The sequence below is a fragment of the Streptomyces krungchingensis genome (genome assembly GCF_054729265.1).
This window is the reverse complement of record NZ_JBPUKY010000001.1, coordinates 3015946-3034623: the sequence shown is the minus strand read 5'-3', so window position 1 is coordinate 3034623 and position 18678 is coordinate 3015946. Positions and strand designations below refer to the sequence as shown.

Genomic DNA, 18678 nt, shown 5'->3' with positions numbered 1-18678 from the left:
ATCCAGATGAAGAGAGCCGACCAATGAAGATCAGCATCCGTAGAAGCAGGCGTGCCGCGACGGCCGTCGCCCTGGGTTCCGTGCTCGCGCTGACCGCCACCGCCTGCGGCGACGACGGCAGCGGCTCGGCCGGTGACAAGGGCGGCGAGGGCTCCGGCAAGGGCGAGATCACCTTCTGGGACAACAACGGCGGTGTCCGCACCGACATCTGGAAGCAGATCATCGCCGACTTCGAGAAGAAGTACCCGGACATCAAGGTGAACTACGTCGGCATCCCCGCGGCGAGCGCCCAGTCCAAGTACGACACCGCCATCCAGGGCGGCGGCCTGCCCGACGTCGGCGGTGTGGGCACGGCGATGCTCGCCGAGGTCGCGGTCCAGGGCGCGCTGGAGCCGCTGGACAGCCGGGTCGAGAAGAGCGCGCTGAACGGCAGGCTGAGCAAGAACCTGCTCGACAGCAGCCGGGCCGCGGGCGGCGGCGACACGCTCTACCAGGTGCCGACCTCCGCCAACAACGGCACGCTGTGGTACCGCACCGACCTGTTCGATAAGGCCGGTCTGGACGCCCCGACGACCTGGTCGAAGTTCTACTCGGCGGCCGACAAGCTCACCGCCAAGGGCAAGAACGCGTTCGGCTTCACCATCCGGGGCGGCGAGGGCGCGATCGCGCCGGCCCTGGACGCGGTGTACGGCCAGACCGGCATCACCTCGTTCTGGAACGGCGACAAGACCACCGTCAACGATCCGAAGAACGTGGCCGCGCTGGAGAAGTACGTGGCCCTGTACAAGAAGGACACCCCGTCCGCGGACGTCAACAACGACTTCACCAAGATGGTCGCCCAGTGGGACAGCGGCACCATCGGCATGCTCAGCCACAACCTCGGCTCCTACCAGGACCACCTGAAGGCCCTCGGCGCGGACAAGTTCCGCGGCATCCCGAACCCGACGCAGGACGACGGCACGCGCGTCCAGGTGTCCAACCCGGTCGACGGGCTGAGCCTGTTCAAGTCGAGCAAGAACAAGGCCGCCGCCTGGAAGTTCATCGAGTTCGCGCTCTCGGCCGAGGAGAACTCCAAGTTCAACGAGTCCGCGGGCCAGGTGCCGGCGAACACCGACGCGGCCAAGGACGCATGGATCCAGCAGGCCGAGCCGACCAAGCTGGCGGCCGAGGCGCTCAACGGGACCGGCACCAAGATCGTGCAGCTGCCGTACTACCTGCCGGACTGGAACACCATCTCCAAGGCCGACAACGAGCCGAACTTCCAGAAGCTGCTGCTCGGCAAGATGACCGCGAAGCAGTTCCTGGACACGCTGGCCGACCAGCTCAACGCCGCGCAGGCGGACTGGAAGAAGAACCACGGATGACCCGCCCGCACGCGCGGTGAAGCGACTGCGCGACCGTCGTCCGGCCGTCGGGCCGGCCGGTCGCGCAGTGCCCCGCGCCCCTGCCGGGGCGCGGTTCCCACCCCCTGGGGAAAGGCACGACGAGATCCCCGAGTCCTGGATCACCTGGCCCACGGCCTGACCGAGTACCACCCGCCACCCGACCCGACGGGAAGAGAGCCGCACCATGAACGCACAGGAATGGCATGGGCATGCCATAGCACGACGTTCGGCGACACGTGCCGCGGCGCTGATCGGCTGCACCGCCCTCGTCCTCGCCGTCACCGGTACCACCGCCGAGGCCCGCTCCGCCGACCCCGCCCGCCAGACCCTCGCGGCCCGCGACGGATGGGCCTCCGCGGGCACCGGCACCACCGGCGGGTCCACCGCCGACGCCGCGCACGTCTACACCGTCACCACCTGGGACGGATTCAAGGCCGCCCTGGCCGCCGGCGGCACCGCCCCGAAGATCATCAAGGTGAAGGGCACCATCGACGCCAACGCCGTCGGCTGCGACTCCTTCGCCACCGACGGCTACGACTTCGACGCCTACCTGCAGAAGTACTCGCCGGAGAACTGGGGTTACGGCACCGACCTGTCGGCCGAGCCCGACGACAGCCCCGAGGGACTGCGCCGCGCCTCCGCCGCCCGCCAGGACACCGCCATCAAGGCCTCCGTCCCCGCCAACACGACACTGATCGGCATCGGCGAGGACGCGGGCTTCAAGGGCGCCAGCCTCCAGATCAAGGACGTCGACAACGTCATCGTCCGCAACCTCGCCTTCGAGAGCCCCCTCGACTGCTTCCCGCAGTGGGACCCCACCGACGGCGACACCGGGAACTGGAACTCCGAGTACGACAGCGCCGTCGTGTACGGCTCCACGCATGTCTGGCTGGACCACAACACGTTCACCGACGGGGAGCACCCGGACAGTACCCTGCCGACGTACTACGGCCGGATCTACGAACAGCACGACGGAGAACTCGACATCGTCAAGGGCGCGGACTACGTGACCGCCTCCTGGAACGTGTTCGCCGACCACGACAAGACGATCCTGATCGGCAACAGCGACAGCGCGGCGACCGCCGCTGTCGACCGGGGACACCTGAAGACCACGTTCCACCACAACCTGTTCACCGGTCTCGTCGAGCGCGCGCCCCGCGTCCGCTTCGGCCAGGTCGACTCCTACAACAACCACTTCGTCGCCGACTCCACGTACTCCTACAGCTTCGGCATCGGCATGGAGTCCCAACTCGTGGCCGAGCACAACGCGTTCACGCTGCCCGACGGGATCAGCGCCGCGACCGTCCTGAAGAAGTGGAAGGAGGCGCCGCTCACCGCCGCCGACAACTACGTCAACGGCAGGAAGACCGACCTGATCGCCGTGCACAACGCGGAGATCCCGGCCGAGACGCTCCAGTCCGGTGCCGGCTGGACTCCCACCCTGCGCACGAAGGTCGACCCGCCGAAGGCCGTCCCGGGCCTCGTCGACCACCGGGCGGGCGCCGGAAGGATCTGCTGACATGGCCGGGCCCTCGCTCAGCAGACGGGCGTTCGTCGCCGCGAGCACCGGAGCCGCGCTGGCTCCGCTGCTCGCGGCCCCCGCGACCGCCGTGCCGCCGTCGGCGGCACGGCGTCACGGCAGGCCCTTCGGGCGGTACGGATCGCCGTCCGCGCGGCTCACCGAGCGGACCCTGTACGTCCATCCCGGCGGCCTCGGCGACCACACCACCGTCCAGGCCGCGGTGAACGCCGCGACGGGCGCCGGACACACACTGGTCCTCGCACCCGGTGTGTACCGCGAGACCGTCTCGGTCGGTGTCACCGACCCGGCCACCGGCCTGCCCGGCGTCGCGGGCACCGGGATGACGTGGATCGGCGCCTCCGAGGACCCGCACGACGTCGTCGTCGTGTACGACAACGCGGCCGGCACGACGAAGCCTGACGGTTCGGGCACCTACGGCACCTCCGGCTCGGCCACGACCACCGTGCGCACCGACGGCTTCACGGCCCGCTGGATCACCTTCGCCAACGACTGGCTGCGCGCGGACCACCCCGGCATCACCGGCACCCAGGCCGTCGCCGTCAAGGTCCAGGGCGACCGTTCGGCCTTCCACCACTGCCGGTTCCTCGGCCATCAGGACACGCTCTACGCCGACTCGATCGCGCTCGGCACCTTCGCCCGCCAGTACTACCGCGACTGCTACGTCGAGGGCGACGTCGACTTCGTCTTCGGCCGGGCCACGGCGGTGTACGAGCACTGCCACTTCCACACGCTCGACCGCACCGACCTGGCATCCGCCCCGTACGGCTTCGTCTTCGCGCCGTCCACCGCGGTCGCCGCTCCGCACGGCTACCTGGTCGTCCGAAGCCGGATCACCAGCGCGGCCCCCGACGGGTACTACAAGCTGGCCCGCCCCTGGGTGCCCAGCTCGGACACCACCGCCCGGCCGATGCTGACGGTGCGCGAGACCCGTCTGGACGCCGGGACCGACGCGGTCGCACCCTACGCCGACATGTCGTCCGCCCACCCTTGGCAGAACCAGCGCTTCGCCGAGTACCGCAACACGGGACCGGGCGCGGCCGTCACGGTCCCCGCCGACCGGCCCCAACTCACCCCAGAGGAGGCCGAGTCCGCCACCCGCGAGACACATCTCGGCGACTGGGCGCCCTGGCAGGACCGCTGACCCGCCGGCCGCCGGCGCCGGGCTCTCCGGTGCCGGCGGGGCCCGTTGCCTGTGGAGTATGTATCGATCGGGCAACGGGCCTCGCGTTCCCCTGGGTGACGCGCGTAGAAACCTGTCATGCATAAGCCACGCATCGCGGCCATCGCCGCCGCCTGTGCCGTCGCCGGCGCCGCCCTGTACGGCGCCGGTGCGGCCACCGCCGGCCAGTCGACCGCGAACTCGACCCACGAGCCCTACAACATCGGGGTCCTGGTCAAGGACATCGACACCTACTACGGCACGACGCTCGACAGCAACGGCGTGTACCAGGCCTCCCCGGACAGCCCGTACGCCAAGGACCTGGCGCGCATCGAGTCCGACGCCGAGCGCTACATCGACAAGGCGGCGCGCAAGGCCCGCCACCACGGCGAGAAGCCCGCGGTCGTCTTCGACATCGACGACACGCTGCTGCTCTCCCTCGACTACGAGAAGAAGACCAACTACACGTACAACTCGGCCTCCTGGGCCGCGTACGTCGCCCAGGCCGACCGCCCGGCCGTCTTCGGCACCCCCGCGCTCGTCGAGTACGCGCGGTCCAAGGGTGTCGAGGTCTTCTACAACTCGGGCCTGAAGGAGTCGCAGCGCGCCGACGCCGTCAAGAACCTCAAGAAGGTCGGCGCCGACGTCAACCTCGACGCCGGCCACATGTTCCTCAAGGACGCGGCCAACCCGCCCGCCTACCTGAGCGACTGTGCCACGGCCACCGCCTGGAACTGCACGACCGTGCAGTACAAGTCCGGCACCCGCAAGCACATCGAGTCCCTCGGGTACGAGATCGTCGCCAACTTCGGCGACCAGTACTCCGACCTCGACGGCGGCTACGCCGACAGGACGTACAAGCTCCCGAACCCGACGTACTTCGTGAGCTGAGCCCTTCCGGGAGACGAACGCCCCCGCCGGTCGTCACCGGCGGGGGCGTTCTCTGCCGACCGAGGGGGGCTCAGGTCGGCAGGTCCGTGCAAGGGAGAGGACGCCGGAATCGAACGTCCGGTTGTTTCCCCCGGGCAATCGATCCCGTAAGCGAGGTCCGAGGGCCCGCGGAACGCGAGTCCGTGAGGGAAAAGGGTTGCCGTGTGCGGGGCGGGATCACGAGGCGGCGCCGGACGCCGTGCCGTCGTCCGCGTGGACCGCGAAGTCACCGGCGACGGCGGACCGTTCACCGCCCGAGACGGCCGTGGCCGTGTACCGGTCGTCCTTCGCGTCCCGGCCGCCGCGCTCGTGGTCGTACTGTCCCGCGAAGACCCACTCGCCGGGCCAGACCGTGCGCCCCGGCTTCAGCACCCAGGTGTAGACGAGGAAGCCGTCCCGCTCCCGGACCGTCGTCGTGAAGTCGTCCTCGGGCAGGGACCGCCAGGCGCCCGTCTCGTTCACCCCGCCGGTCTGCCGGATCCTCAACCGGACCGTGAGCGCCGTCAGTTGCCGGTTCGTCCTCACCGTCACACTGCTCTGCGCCCAGAAGTCGTTGCTGTGCGGGTCGACCGAGCCGTCGGACCGCAGCGGCCCGTCCTCGCTGCCGGTGGCCGGCGGGCGGCCCGTCGCTTCCGGCGACGGTTCGGGGGTCGGCGAGACCGCGACGGTCTGCTGCGGCGTCCCGTCCCGCACGGCCGAGGCCACCGTGTAGCCGCCCACCGCGAGGACTCCGGCGACGGCCGCCGTGGCACCCGCGACCCGGAGCCAGCCGCGGGTGCCTGCCCCGCGCCGTGCGGGCCGCCGCTCCCGAGCGCCCGCCATGCCGCGCTCCACCCGGGCCAGGATGTGCGCGCGGTCGGGCCGGTGCGCCTCGGCGGCGTCCCGCAGCCCGGCGCGCAGCTCGTCGTGCACGTCCCGCGCCTTCCTCATCGGTCCGACCCTCCGGTTCCACCCGCGGGCAGCGCTCCCGCATGCACCCGCACCGGCGTCCCGTCGGTGCCGAGGAGCCGCTTCAGTTCCGCCACGCCCTTCGAGGTCTGGCTCTTCACCGTACCCACGGACACACCGAGGGCGAGGGCCGTGTCCTTCTCCGAGAGGTCGAACGCGTGCCGCAGCACGACGCACGCCCGCTTGCGGAACGGCAGTCTGCGCAGCGCCTCCTGGACGTCGATCGCACCCGGCACATCGGGGTTCTCGGCCCTGTCCTCACGGCTCGACCAGAAGAGCGTGATCCGCCGCCGCTCGCGCACCGCGCTGCGGATGCGGCTGCGCGCGAGATTGGCGACCACACCGCGCGCGTACGCCACCGGGTGGTCCGCCGCACGCACCCGGTCCCAGCGGTGCCACAGGGCGAGCAGCGCGTCCGCCGCCAGATCGTCCGCGACGTCCGGTTCGCCCGTCAACAGGGCCGCGAGGCGGGAGAGTTCGGCGTAGTGCCGCTCGAAGAAGGCGTGGAACTCCACGGAGGCGTTGTCGTCGAGGACCGTGCCCACGGGTGACCTCTCCTCGCTGCGGATCCCGGCACCGTTGCAGGTGCGTGGTCATGCGGCCCCCGTGTGCCACCCGTGACGAAGTGGCGTGTCCGTGGGGCGGGATGCGAGAGCGTATCAGCGTCCGTACGGAGCTTCGAACGCCGTATGGCGGGCCGAACTCGATTCCGTAACACGGAGAAAACCTGAAACCGGTGCGACGCGGGAACAATCCAGCCAGCATCCGCACACCCAGCACGCAGGCATCGAGGAGCAACGCCATGTCCGAATCCCAGAAGGTGGCCGACCGGCCAAGTGCCGTGCCCCCCGCGGCGAACAGCGTCGACGGGTTCTTCAAGATATCCGCCCGGGGCTCCACCTTCGGCCGGGAGATACGCGGCGGCTTCGCCACGTTCTTCACGATGGCCTACATCCTTGTCCTGAACCCGATCATTCTGGGCAGCGCCAAGGACAAGTTCGGCCACCAGCTCGACGCCGTCCAACTGACCACCGCCACCGCTCTGGTGGCCGCCGTCATGACCGTCGTCATGGGCCTCGGCGGCAACCTCCCGCTCGCGCTCGCCGCGGGCCTCGGCCTCAACGCGGTCGTCGCCTTCCAGATCGCCCCGCTGATGAGCTGGGACGACGCGATGGGCCTGATCGTCCTGGAGGGCCTGCTGATCTGCGTACTGGTGGTGACGGGCCTGCGCGAAGCGGTCATGCACGCCATCCCGCAACCGCTGAAGCAGGCGATCAGTGTCGGCATCGGTCTGTTCATCGCCTTCATCGGCTTCGTCGACGCCGGGTTCGTCACCCGCATCCCGGACGTCGCGAGCACCACGGTCCCGGTGCAGCTCGGCGGCACCGGCACGCTGACCGGCTGGCCGGTCCTCGTCTTCTGCTTCGGCGTGCTGCTGACCATCGGACTGCTCGCCCGCAAGGTCAAGGGCGCGATCCTGATCAGCATCGTGACCATGACGATCGTGGCGATCGTCATCAACTCCGCCGCCGACATCAAGAGCTGGGGCCTGACCACGCCGAAGCTCCCCGACGACGTGGTGGCCTCACCGGACTTCGGACTGCTCGGTCACTTCAGCCTGTTCGGTGCCTTCGGCGAGACCGGCGCGATCACGGTCGTCCTGCTGATCTTCACGCTCGTCCTGTCCGACTTCTTCGACACGATGGGCACCGTCGTCGGCATCAGCGCCGAGGCCGGCCTGCTGGACGAGGAGGGCAAGGTGCCGAACCTCGGCCGGGTCCTGCTCATCGACGGCGCCGCCGCGGTGGCCGGCGGTGCCGCCTCGGCCTCCTCCTCGACCTCGTACATCGAGTCGGCGGCGGGTGTCGGCGAGGGAGCCCGTACCGGCTTCGCGAATCTGGTCACCGGCGGGCTCTTCGCGCTCGCGCTGTTCCTGACCCCGCTGCTCACGATCGTCCCGCTGCAGGCCGCCGCGCCCGCGCTCGTCGCGGTCGGCTTCCTGATGATGACCCAGGTCAAGCACATCGACTGGGACAGGTACGAGATCGCCATCCCCGCCTTCCTGACCATCGCCGTGATGCCGTTCACCTACTCGATCACGAACGGCATCGGCGCGGGCTTCCTCGCCTACGTCCTGATCAAGACGGTCCTCGGCAGGGCGAAGGAGGTCCACTGGCTGCTGTGGGCCTCCTCGGCGCTGTTCCTCGTGTACTTCGCGATCGACCCGATCGAGCAGATCCTCGGCGTGAAGTGACGACGAGGGCCCCGCACCCGGACGGGGGTGCGGGGCCCTTCGCGGGTGGCGCTCAGCCCTTCAGCGCGGCCCGCATGGCGGCCTTCGCGACCGGCGCCGCCAGGCCGTTGCCGCTGACCTCGGAACGGGCCGCGTCGGACTGCTCGACCATCACCGCGACGGCGACCTCCTTGCCGTTGGAGTCGGACTTCGCGTACGACGTGAACCAGGCGTAGGGCGTCTCGCTGTTGTTCTCGCCGTGCTGGGCCGTACCCGTCTTGCCGCCCACGGTCGCGCCGGAGATCCTGGCGTTCGTGCCCGTGCCGTCCTCGACGACCGTCTGCATCGCCGACTGGAGCTGCTGCGCCGTGGACGAGCTGACGATCTCCTTCGTCCGCGTGTTGTCGTCGTAGTTCTTCAGGACGTTCCCGTCGGCGTCGCTGGTCTGCGCCACCATGTGCGGCGAGACGAGCTTGCCGTCGTTGGCGATCGCGGCGGACACCATGGCCATCTGGAGCGGCGTCGCCGTCACGTCGAACTGGCCGATGCCGGTCAGCGCCGTCGAGGACCTGTCCATGCCCGAGGGGTACACGCTGGCGTAGGCGCGCACCGGCACGTCCTGCTTCTCGTCGTTGAAGCCGAACTTCTCCGCCATCGCCCTGACCTTGTCCTGGCCCAGGTCGACGGCCATCTTCGCGAAGACGTTGTTGCAGGAGTACTGGAGCGCGACGCGGATGGAGGCGTCCTCGCAGGGGGCCGAGCTGTTCTCGTTCTTCAGGACACGGCTCGTGCCCGGCAGCGTGTACGGGTCGGGGCTGTCGGTCTTCGTGTCCACGTCCGAGTACAGCCCGTCCTCCAGCGCCGCGGCCGCGACGACCAGCTTGAACGTCGAGCCCGGCGGCAGCGGCTGCCGGATCGCGCGGTTGACCAGCGGCTTGTCGGCGTCCTTCTTCAGCTTCTGCCAGGTGCTGTCGTTGCCCGCGGAGATCGTCGTCGGGTCGTACGACGGTGTGGAGACGGCCGCGAGGATCTTGCCCGTCTTCGGGTCGATCACGACGGCTCCGCCCTTCTTGTCGCCGAGCGCGTCGTACACCGCCTTCTGCACGTCCGGGTCGATCGTCGTGATCACGTCACCCGGGTCGGCGTGCTTGTTGGTGAGCGCGTCCAGCGGGTTCTTCAGCTGGGTGTCCGTGCCGTCCAGCAGGTCCCGGTAGATGCCCTCCAGCTGGGTCGCCCCGTACACCTGCGAGCTGTATCCGGTGACCGCCGCGTACAGGCTGCCGTCCTTGTACGTCCGCTTGTACTTGAGGTCGCCGCCCTTCGTCGGCGCGGAACCGGTGATCGCGTCGCCGGCCACGATGATGTTCCCGAGCGGGTTCGCGTACAGCGAGATCGCGTTCCGCCGGTTGTCCTTGTCTTCCGCGAGCGCCTTGCCGTCGTAGAACTGCACCCAGGTCGCCCTGACCAGCAGGGCGAGCACGAGCAGCAGAGAGAAGACGGCGGCCCGCCTGATCGTCTTGTTCATCCCGCTCAGAAGGACGAGCGGAGGAGGGCGGATCGTTCCCTTCCGCCCCGGTTTCTCATCCGTCCCTCATGAAGCCGGCCTCGTAGGCGGCGATCACCGCCTGGGTGCGGTCCCGCGTCCCCGTCTTCGCCAGCACCGCCGCCACGTGCGACTTCACCGTCGCGGGACCCACTCCCATGCGTGCGGCGATCTCGGCGTTCGTGAGCCCCGTCGCCATCAGCCGCAGCACGTCGCCCTCCCGCGCGGTGAGCTTCGCCACCCACGGCGGCGGCGCGGGACGGGACCGGGCGTACCCGGCGGCCAGCGCGCGCACCGCCGACGGGAACAGCAACGTGTCGCTGCGTGCCACCAGCCGCACGGCCTGCACGAGCGCGTCCGCGTCGGCCCGCTTGAGCAGGAAGCCCGCGGCTCCGGCGCGCAGCGCCTCGTACACGTGGGCGTCGTTCTCGAAGGTGGTCACGACGACGATGCGCGGGGGGTCCGGCAGAGTCGCGAGAATCTGCTCGGTGGCGCGGATGCCGTCGACCTCGGGCATCCGCACGTCCATGAGCACGACGTCCGGGGCCAGCTCCCGCACGACCGACACGGCCTCGGCGCCGGTCGCCGCCTCGCCGACCACCTCCAGGCCGGGCTCGGCGTCGAGGATCGCGCGCAGGGCGGTGCGCACCATGCGCTCGTCGTCGGCGACGACGACGCGCAGGGGAGCGGTGCCGGGGGACGTGCCGGTCATGCGGGCTCCTCGCTTCTCTCGGCGGACGGTCGTACGGGCAGGCGCACGGCCAGGCGCCACAGCCCGTCGGCGGGGCCGGCCTCGGCCGTTCCGCCGAGGAGGCGGGCACGGTCGGCGATGCCGCGCAGACCGTGCCCGCCGCCGGGACGGGGCGCGGGGACCGCCCGGGACACCGGGTTCTCCGCGGTCATGCACAGCTCGGTGCGCGGCCCGTCGCCGGTGAGCGCGATCCGCAGCGTGACACGGGTGCCGGGACCGGCGTGCTTCAGCGCGTTGCTCAGTGCCTCCTGCACGATGCGGTACGCCTCGCGGGACACCAGCGGCGGCAGGGTTTCAGGGCGTACCTCTACCGCGGCCGTGACGCACAGCCCACCGGCCCGGGTGCGGCGCAGCAGGCCGTCGAGGTCGGCGTCGAGCGTGGGGGTGGCGGGTTCCCTGTGGCCGGATCCCGCCGCCGCGTCCGGGCCGGGCCGCCGCTCCCGGTCGTCGCCCTCCCGCAGCATGCCGAGGACCGCGTCCAGTTCGCCGACCGTGCGCCGCGTGGTGTCCTCGATGGCGGTGAGCGCCTCCCGGACGAAGTCCGGGTCGGTGTCGAGGACCCGGCGGGCGGCGCCCGCCTGGAGGGTGACCGCGCTGAGGGCGTGGCCGACCGAGTCGTGCAGCTCGCGGGCGAGACGGTTGCGTACGGCGAGGTCGGCGGCCCGGCGTTCGGCCGCGGCGAGCCGGTCCTCGGGCGTGGGGCCGAGCAGCCGCGGTGCCCAGCGGGCCAGCAGCCCGCCGGACCCGGCGGCGCAGCCCGCGAGCGCGATCAGCGTGACGGTCCCGGCGACCGGGGAGAGCGCCAACGCCCAGCCGTGGTCGAGGACTTCGGGCAGCCCGAGACGTGAGTCGCGCAGCAGGGAGACGGCGGGCAGCGCGATGAGGACGGCCGCGAACGGCGGTACGGCCAGCGACATCCCGCTGATGATCCCGCCGAACCCGAGGTGCAGCGTGAACCAGGCCGCCGCCCGCCGACGGGCCGCCCAGGTCCGCGCGGGTCCCTCGGCGAGCACGTCGCCGCCGATGCCGCACAGGGCGCGCACCGCGGCCACCGACATCGGCCGGGTCAGGGGGAACAGCGCGGTGACCGCGGCGAGCGGCAACCCGACGGCGAACGAGAGGAGTTGGAGCGGCAGCGAGTCGAACACGTGCCGCGCTCCGGTGGCGGGCCCGACGATCACCTCGCCGACCAGCACGTACGGCATGGCGAGCGCGCCGCCGAGGATCAGGTGGACCCATCGCCGACGGGCCCGCCGGCCGAACAGGAAGCGGGCGGCATCCCTCACGCGACCCCCCTCACGTGGTACGCCGCGGGGCCCCGGCGGCAGCGGACCGCTCCGCGAAGAAGTACGCGCCGAGGGTGACCACGAGCACGCCGACGATCATCTGCACAGAGTAGGTGAGGTTCATCAGGCCCGTCGGGCGATCGGCGACGTCGTCCCCACCGCCCAGGCCCGCCAGCGACATCCAGCCGCCCCAGCAGGCCACCGCGCCGGAACCGGCCCAGCCGAGGGCGAGCGGCACAGCCACGGGCAGATCCCGGCCGCGCCGGAAGGCGAGCATCCAGGCGCCCGCGACGGCGCACAGCAGATAGACCACGTACATCGCCTCCAGCACCCGGAAGTCGCCGGACCGGTCGGCGATCCGCCCGGCGCTCAGCCCCGACGTGCCGCCGCAGGCCCACATCAGGTGCGTGGTGAGCGGGAACAGCGCGAGCACGGCGGCGGCGACCGCCGTGGCCCGCCGGGCGGCGCCGACGGGACCGGTGGTCAGCTCCCGGACCCGGCCCCGCCACAGGTGGGCCCAGCGGTCCCGCGCGTACAGCACGAACAGCGTGCCGAGCGTGAGGCCCTGCACGATGAACCCGGTGTAGACGACGCCGAAGACCCATTCGTCCAGGAACGGTTCGCGGCCCGGGGCGGCCGGCTCGCGACCCGAACCGCCGAGGAGCCGGACGAGGAGCTGCATCGGATAGCCGGTCATGATCGGCGTGAGCAGGCCGGTCGCCACCCACATGGGGAAGGCGAGCAGCCAGGCGGGGACGCGCAGGCCCCACGGCCGGGTCAGCAGCAGCGCCAGCACGATCACGGCGCTGTCGAGCAGCACGCTCAGACCGTTGGCGACGGCCATGCCGACGCGGTGGTCCAGCAGCGAGCTGCCGTCAGGGATGCCGATACGGCTTCCCGCCACCCAGGCGGTCTTGAGGGACAGATAGGGCACGCAGGAGACGACGGCGACGGCGCGAAGGACCCGGCGCGCCCGGCCGGGCCCTCCCCAGGACGGTTCCGACTGCGACGGCGTGCCCGGCCCGGCGGTTGATGTCTGCGTCATGCCCTCCACGCTGCCGTGACGGGTCCCGCCGCACGTCGTGCCCGGCGACGATCCGCCTCCGCCGCGCGGGGGAGGCGCGTCTCACCCGTCAGAGCCTGCGCGTCGCCAGGGTCAGCCGGTCGCGCGCGTCGAACAGCGCGTCCTTGACCATCTGTTCGTGCGCCGGGGTGAGCCGGGCCACCGGCACCGAGCAGCTGATGGCGTCGCGGGCCGGCGTGCGGTAGGGGATGGCGACGCCGAAGCAGCGCAGCCCCAGCGTGTTCTCCTCGCGGTCCACCGCGAAGCCCTGCTCCCGTACCTGGTGCAGCTCCTCGATGAGCTTCTCCCGGTCGGTGATCGTGTGCTCGGTCAGTGCCGGCAGGGTCTCCGGGAGCATCTTGCGGACCTGCTCGTCCGTGTGCGTGGCGAGCAGCGCCTTGCCCAGCGACGTGGAGTGCGCGGGGAGCCGGCGGCCCACCCGCGTGAACGGGCGCAGGTAGTGCTGGGACTGGCGGGTGGCGAGGTAGACCACGTTCGTGCCGTCCAGGCGCGCGAGGTGGATGGTCTCCGTGGTGTCGTCGGACAGCCGGTCGAGTGTGGGGCGGGCCGCGGCCACCACCTCGTCGCCGTCGATGTACGACGTGCCGACGAGCAGCGCGCGCACCCCGATGCCGTACCGCGTGCCCGTCGCGTCGGTCTCCACCCAGCCGAGCTCCACGAGCGTGCGCAGCAGCATGTACAGGCTGGACTTGGGATAGCCGACGGCCTCCTGGACCGCGGCCAGGGAGTGCATTCCGGGCCGGCCGGCGAAGTACTCGAGCAATTCCACGGTCCGCACCGCGGACTTGACCTGCGCCCCGCCGCCTGTCTCGCCTGCCGACATCGCCCTTGACCCCTTCGTTGGACGGGAAATAGTCTCCGACAGCATATTCATCATCAGAGACAGCGTTCAGTATATCGAACGCCCCTGGTGAGTGACACAAGAACTGCGGCATCACATCTGGAGGGACCCGCGGTGGCAGCAGCACCAGTCTGGAGTGTCGACCCCCGTACCGGGAAGCAGCGTGAACAGGTTGCGGTGGAGGCCACAGCCCAGGAGGTGGACGACGCCGTCCGCGCCGCCCACGCCGCCCGCCCGGCCCTCGCCGACCGAACCGTACGCGCCGCGTTCCTGCGCACCGCCGCGGAACTCCTCGAAGGCGCCCGCGAACAGCTCGTCGAGGCCGCCGACGCGGAGAGCGCGCTCGGCCCGGTCCGGCTCACCGGGGAACTCGCCCGCACCTGCTACCAGTTGCGGGCCTTCGCGGACATCGTCGACGAGGGCGCCTTCCTCGACGTGATCATCAACCACCCCGACGACACGGCGACCCCGCCCGTCCCGGACCTGCGCCGCTACAAGGTGCCGCTCGGCGTCGTCGCCGTCTACTCCGCCTCCAACTTCCCCTTCGCGTTCTCGGTCGCGGGCGGCGACACCGCGAGCGCGCTGGCGGCCGGCTGCCCGGTCGTCGTCAAGGCCCACCCGGACCACCCCGCCCTCTCCGAGCTGGTCGCGGCCGTCCTGCGCCGGGCCGCCGCCCGCCATGACGTCCCCGAGGGCGTCATCGGCCTGCTGCACGGCTTCCAGGCCGGCGTCGACCTGGTCAAGCACCCGCTGATCGCCGCCGCCGGGTTCACCGGTTCGGTGCGCGGCGGCCGGGCCCTCTTCGACGCCGCCGCCGCACGCCCCGTGCCGATCCCCTTCCACGGCGAACTCGGCTCGCTCAATCCCGTGGTCGTGACCGAGGCCGCCGCCGCCGAGCGCGCCGAGGCGATCGGCGCCGGCCTGGCGGGCTCGATGACGCTGGGCGTCGGCCAGTTCTGCGTGAAGCCCGGCCTCGTGCTCGCGCCCGCCGGGGCCGCCGGCGACCGGCTGGTGAAGTCCCTGACCGACGCCGTCAGCGACACCGACGCCGGTGTCCTGCTCGACCACCGCATGCGCGACAACTTCATCGCCGGGGTCGCCGAGCGCGCCGAACTCCCCGAGGTGGAGACCCCGGTGACCCCGGGCGCGGGCAGCGAGCACACGGTGAGCCCCGGCTTCCTGACCGTGCCCGCGCACCGGCTCGCCACCGAGGGCGAGCACGACCTGCTCCTGGAGGAGTGCTTCGGCCCCCTCACGGTGGTCGCGCGCTACGAGGACGAGTCCGAGGCGAGCGCGGTCCTGTCCCGGCTGCCCGGCAACCTCACCGCGACCGTCCAGCTCTCCACCGAGGAGGCCGCGGGCGAGGGCCGCGGCGCCGAGATCCTCGCCGAGCTGACCCCGCTCGCCGGACGCGTCCTGGTCAACGGCTGGCCGACCGGTGTCGCCGTCGCCCCGGCACAGCACCACGGCGGCCCGTACCCGGCGACGACGTCCACCTCGACCTCCGTCGGCGGCACCGCCGTCGAGCGGTGGCTGCGTCCGGTGGCGTACCAGAACGCCCCCGAGGCGCTGCTGCCGCCGGAACTGCGCGACGACAACCCGCTGGGGCTGCCGCGCCGCTTCGACGGACGCCTGGAGCGGTAGCCGCGCCGGAGCCGCGTATGCCACTTTCCCGCGCCCCCTCCGGGGCGCGGGGGCGGACCTGAGAGACTCGCGCCATGGACGTCGAACTCCCCGAACTCCCCTTCTCCCTGCGCACGTACGGACCCGACGGTCACTGGTCCTACGAGGACGGGGTGCTCGCCGGCTGGGCGGGCCCCCGCCAGGACCGGTTCGTGCCGCCCACCGGTGAGGGGCTCGATCCCGCCTCCGACGCGCCCCGACTGCTGGGCGCGCCCGAGGGGGACTTCCAGCTGATCGCCCGGGTCACGGTCGGCTTCGGGGCCGCCTTCGACGCGGGTGTCCTCTACGTCCACGTGGGCGAGCGGGCCTGGGCGAAGCTCTGCCTGGAGTACTCGCCGGACGTGCCGACGGTGTGCACGGTGGTCACCCGTGGACACTCCGACGACGCCAACTCGTTCACGGTGGAGGGAAGTTCGGTCTGGTTCCGGGTCAGCCGGACCGGGCGGGCCTTCGCCTTCCACGCCTCGCGCGACGGAAAGCGGTGGACCTTCGTCCGGCTCTTCACGCTCGGCGAGGAGAAGGAGACCGGGGCGGCCCTCGTCGGCTTCATGACCCAGTCGCCCATGGGCGAGGGCTGCGTCGTCACCTACGACGGCATCGAGTACCGCCCGCACTGGCCGAAGGACCTGCGCGACGGCAGCTGACCCACGGGCGGCGGCCGGCAGCGCGCCCGCGGGGAGCGGCCGGTGACAGGTCACCCGCGGGGAACAGCAGGTGTCAGGTCACCCGCGGGGAGCAGCCGGAGACAGCCCTTGGCGGGGAGATGCCGAAGACAGCCCTTGGCGGGGAGATGCCGGAAGCAGGGCGCCCGCCAGGACCGGCCCTGGACGAGGCGCCCGCGGCCACCGGCTAGCGAGGCGTCCGCAGGCCGACCGTCGCCGCGGCCGTCGCGGCGAGCAACCCCGCGCTCAGTGCCAGACTCACCCGCATCCCGGACTCGAAGTCCCCGGCCACCAGGGAGCCGAAGGCGGCGACCGCGAGCCCGCCCGACACCTGGCGTGCCGAGTTGAGGACGCCCGCCGCCAGCCCCGCCCGCGCGGACGGCACCGCGTCCATCATCGCGGCCGTCAGCGGCGGGACGGTCAGGGCGCACCCCAGGGCCGTCGGCACCAGCAGCAGCGCCACCGCCCAGGGGCGCGTCGCCGGATCGACGACCAGCAGGAGCAGCAGTCCCGCGGCGGCGAGCGACTGCCCCAGCAGCATCGGCAGCCGCGGTCCGAACCGGCCCGCAAGCTTGCCCGCCACGACGTTCGTGACCGCGATCAGGCCGGTCATCGGCAGGAACATCAGCCCCGCGTACAGCGGGGAGCGGCCCTGGACCTGCTGGAAGAACAGGGAGAACACGAACACCACACCGTAGAAGGCCACACTGCACGCGGCGCCCGCCGCGACCGCGACGGTCACCTGCCGGCTGCGGAACAGGCCGGGCGGGACCACCGGATGCGGCTGCCGCGCCTCGACGCGGACGAAGACCGCGCCCGCGACGACCGCCACCGCCAGGGCGACGAGCCCGGTCCCGCCGCCCTCGATGACCGCGAAGGTCAGCGCGGCGAGCGCCACGACGGCCGTCAGCTGACCGGGCAGGTCGAGCGGCGCGGGCCGGGGACGGGACCGCGGCGCTCGCACCAGCAGGGCCGAAGCCACCACGCCGAGCGGCACGTTGATGAAGAAGATGCCGCGCCAGTCCCACACCGTGGTCAGCGCACCGCCCGCCACCGGACCGAGCGCCACCGCGACCGAGCCGCCCGCGGCCCACAGCGACACCGCCCGCGCCCGACGGGCCGCGTCCGGATACGCCTGACGCACCAGGGCGAGCGACGCGGGCAGGACCACGGACGCCGCGACGCCCTGCGCGACCCGCGCGCCGACCAGTACCGGCAGGTTCGGCGCCAGCCCGCAGGCCATGGACGCCAGGGTGAACACCGTGATCCCGATGCCGTAGGCCCGGCTAGCCCCGACCCGGTCGGAGAACGCCCCGGTCGACAGCATCAGCGCCGCGAACGCCAGCGTGTACGCGTCGACGACCCACTGCAGGCCCGACATCCCGCCGCCGAGATCCGCCCGGATCGACGGGAGCGCCACGTTCACCACGGACGCGTCGAGGGTGATGAGCGCGAAGCCGAGCAGGGCGGCGACGAGGGTGAGCGAGGCGGACCGCCCGGGCGACCGGCCCGGTACGGAGGGGAGTCGGGTGTCGAGCGGGGGCGCCTCGGTGGCCGGGTTCGTTGACATGCCCTCATGCTGCGGAAGAGCGTCGGCCTACAGTAGTGGCCCGAATGCCATACGTCCGGAGGTTCTGGCCATGCCCGTCACGCAGGGGACACCGCACCGCATCGCCGTCATCGCCCCGTCCCCCGTGTCGATGTTCAACCTCGCCATCCCCGAGCTCCTCTTCGGAGAGGTCGAGGTCGACGGACGGCCGGGCTACGAACTGGCCGTGTGCACCCCGCACCCGGGCCCGATCGCCACCACCGGCGGACTCGACCTGCACGTCGGGCGCGGCCTGGACGCGGTGGCCGGCGCGGACACGGTGATCGTCGCGGGCACCGGGCGGCGGTACGCGCCCGATCCGGCCACCGTGGCCGCCGTGCGCGAGGCGGACGCCGCCGGCAAGCGGATCGCCTCCATCTGCAGCGGCGCCTTCGTGCTCGCCGAGGCGGGACTCCTCGACGGCCGGAGTGCCACCACGTACTGGCAGCTCGCGGACGAGCTGCGCGAGCGCTACCCGGCCCTCGACCTCAAGGGCGACGTCCTGTACGTCCAGGACGACCGGATCATGACCTCGTCCGGATACGCCGCCGGAATCGACCTCTGTCTGCACATCATCCGCACCGACTACGGTGCCGCGGTGGCCAACCGGGTGGCACGGCTCGCCCTCGTCGCCCCCGTACGGCCCGGCGGACAGACCCAGTTCACCCAGACCCCGCTGCCGCCCGAGCGCGGCGAGGCCTGCGCCGACACCCGCGGCTGGGCGATGCGCAACCTCGACAAGCCGCTCACGCTCACCGACCTCGCCCGGCACGCGGGCGTGAGCGTGCGCACGCTCACCCGCCGCTTCCATGCGGAGAGCGGAGTGAGCCCCTTGCAGTGGCTCCTGCACCAGCGCGTCGAACGGGCCAAGGAACTCCTGGAGACGACCGCCCTTCCCATGGACCAGGTGGCCCGCGCCAGCGGCCTGGGCGCGGCCGACTCGCTGCGCGGACACATGGTCCGGCGCACCGGGCTCACCCCGAGCGGCTACCGCGCCCAGTTCAGCAGGCTGGGAACCGCGGCCTGACCGGGAGCGTCCTGG

At 71.9% G+C, this 18678-nt stretch carries 16 protein-coding genes; 8 read left to right on the top strand and 8 right to left on the bottom strand.

All coding sequences use genetic code 11. The features are described 5' to 3' along the window. Positions 1–23: 23 nt before the first annotated feature. The 4 genes from ACSYGO_RS13555 to ACSYGO_RS13540 all read left to right on the top strand — a co-directional run bounded on the left by ACSYGO_RS13555 (position 24) and on the right by ACSYGO_RS13540 (position 4978). Positions 24–1364: an ABC transporter substrate-binding protein gene (locus ACSYGO_RS13555; RefSeq protein WP_460386760.1), complete on the top strand. Its 1341-nt coding sequence runs from the start codon at positions 24–26 to the stop codon at positions 1362–1364. Between the two features lie 205 nt (positions 1365–1569). Then, positions 1570–2904, top strand: coding sequence for a pectate lyase family protein (locus ACSYGO_RS13550; RefSeq protein ID WP_460386758.1), 1335 nt, complete (start codon positions 1570–1572; stop codon positions 2902–2904). Position 2905: 1 nt separating this feature from the next. Continuing rightward, positions 2906–4069 carry a pectinesterase family protein gene (locus ACSYGO_RS13545; RefSeq protein ID WP_460386756.1) on the top strand — a complete coding sequence of 388 codons (1164 nt, stop codon included), beginning with the start codon at positions 2906–2908 and terminating at the stop codon, positions 4067–4069. Between the two features lie 117 nt (positions 4070–4186). Further along, complete coding sequence (locus tag ACSYGO_RS13540; RefSeq protein ID WP_426676124.1) at positions 4187–4978, top strand: HAD family acid phosphatase; 792 nt, start codon at positions 4187–4189, stop codon at positions 4976–4978. A gap of 216 nt (positions 4979–5194) precedes the next feature. On the opposite strand, the gene ACSYGO_RS13535 is transcribed toward ACSYGO_RS13540, so the two are convergent. Together ACSYGO_RS13535 and ACSYGO_RS13530 are read right to left on the bottom strand one after the other, a co-directional pair. Beyond that, positions 5195–5947 (bottom strand): hypothetical protein, encoded by a 753-nt coding sequence (locus ACSYGO_RS13535; RefSeq protein WP_460386755.1) that lies wholly within the window; start codon positions 5945–5947, stop codon positions 5195–5197. After that, the gene (locus ACSYGO_RS13530) at positions 5944–6510 is read right to left on the bottom strand and encodes a SigE family RNA polymerase sigma factor (RefSeq protein ID WP_426676126.1); all 567 of its coding nucleotides are present in this window, start codon (positions 6508–6510) and stop codon (positions 5944–5946) included. Before ACSYGO_RS13530 ends, ACSYGO_RS13535 begins: the two co-directional genes overlap by 4 nt. Positions 6511–6767: 257 nt before the next feature. Here ACSYGO_RS13530 and ACSYGO_RS13525 point away from each other — a divergent pair, with 257 nt between their 5' ends. Further along, a complete protein-coding gene (locus ACSYGO_RS13525) occupies positions 6768–8219 on the top strand; it encodes an NCS2 family permease (protein WP_460386754.1) in 1452 nt (483 codons plus the stop codon). Positions 8220–8271: 52 nt separating this feature from the next. Here the strand turns inward: ACSYGO_RS13525 and ACSYGO_RS13520 are convergent, their stop codons facing one another. The 5 genes from ACSYGO_RS13520 to ACSYGO_RS13500 form a co-directional block, all read right to left on the bottom strand. Continuing rightward, positions 8272–9723: a peptidoglycan D,D-transpeptidase FtsI family protein gene (locus ACSYGO_RS13520; protein WP_426676128.1), complete on the bottom strand. Its 1452-nt coding sequence runs from the start codon at positions 9721–9723 to the stop codon at positions 8272–8274. A 55-nt stretch (positions 9724–9778) separates the two neighbouring features. Then, on the bottom strand, positions 9779–10453 hold the full coding sequence (locus ACSYGO_RS13515) for a response regulator transcription factor (RefSeq protein ID WP_432188769.1): 675 nt from the start codon (positions 10451–10453) through the stop codon (positions 9779–9781). After that, on the bottom strand, positions 10450–11778 hold the full coding sequence (locus tag ACSYGO_RS13510; protein ID WP_426676130.1) for a sensor histidine kinase: 1329 nt from the start codon (positions 11776–11778) through the stop codon (positions 10450–10452). The genes ACSYGO_RS13515 and ACSYGO_RS13510 overlap by 4 nt, the downstream gene beginning before the upstream one ends. 10 nt (positions 11779–11788) lie before the next feature. After that, positions 11789–12823: a hypothetical protein gene (locus tag ACSYGO_RS13505; protein ID WP_435224856.1), complete on the bottom strand. Its 1035-nt coding sequence runs from the start codon at positions 12821–12823 to the stop codon at positions 11789–11791. Positions 12824–12911: 88 nt separating this feature from the next. Next, complete coding sequence (locus tag ACSYGO_RS13500; RefSeq protein ID WP_028803360.1) at positions 12912–13685, bottom strand: IclR family transcriptional regulator; 774 nt, start codon at positions 13683–13685, stop codon at positions 12912–12914. A 132-nt stretch (positions 13686–13817) separates the two neighbouring features. On the opposite strand from ACSYGO_RS13500, the gene ACSYGO_RS13495 reads away from it, so the two are divergent. After that, the gene (locus ACSYGO_RS13495) at positions 13818–15347 is read left to right on the top strand and encodes an aldehyde dehydrogenase (NADP(+)) (protein ID WP_426676132.1); all 1530 of its coding nucleotides are present in this window, start codon (positions 13818–13820) and stop codon (positions 15345–15347) included. Between the two features lie 74 nt (positions 15348–15421). Then, the gene (locus tag ACSYGO_RS13490) at positions 15422–16030 is read left to right on the top strand and encodes a DUF1349 domain-containing protein (RefSeq protein ID WP_028803358.1); all 609 of its coding nucleotides are present in this window, start codon (positions 15422–15424) and stop codon (positions 16028–16030) included. 205 nt (positions 16031–16235) lie between these two features. Here the strand turns inward: ACSYGO_RS13490 and ACSYGO_RS13485 are convergent, their stop codons facing one another. Continuing rightward, the gene (locus tag ACSYGO_RS13485) at positions 16236–17618 is read right to left on the bottom strand and encodes an MFS transporter (protein ID WP_435224858.1); all 1383 of its coding nucleotides are present in this window, start codon (positions 17616–17618) and stop codon (positions 16236–16238) included. 70 nt (positions 17619–17688) lie between these two features. Between ACSYGO_RS13485 and ACSYGO_RS13480 the strand changes: the two genes are divergently transcribed. Further along, positions 17689–18663 (top strand): GlxA family transcriptional regulator, encoded by a 975-nt coding sequence (locus ACSYGO_RS13480; protein ID WP_460386753.1) that lies wholly within the window; start codon positions 17689–17691, stop codon positions 18661–18663. Positions 18664–18678 lie beyond the last annotated feature (15 nt).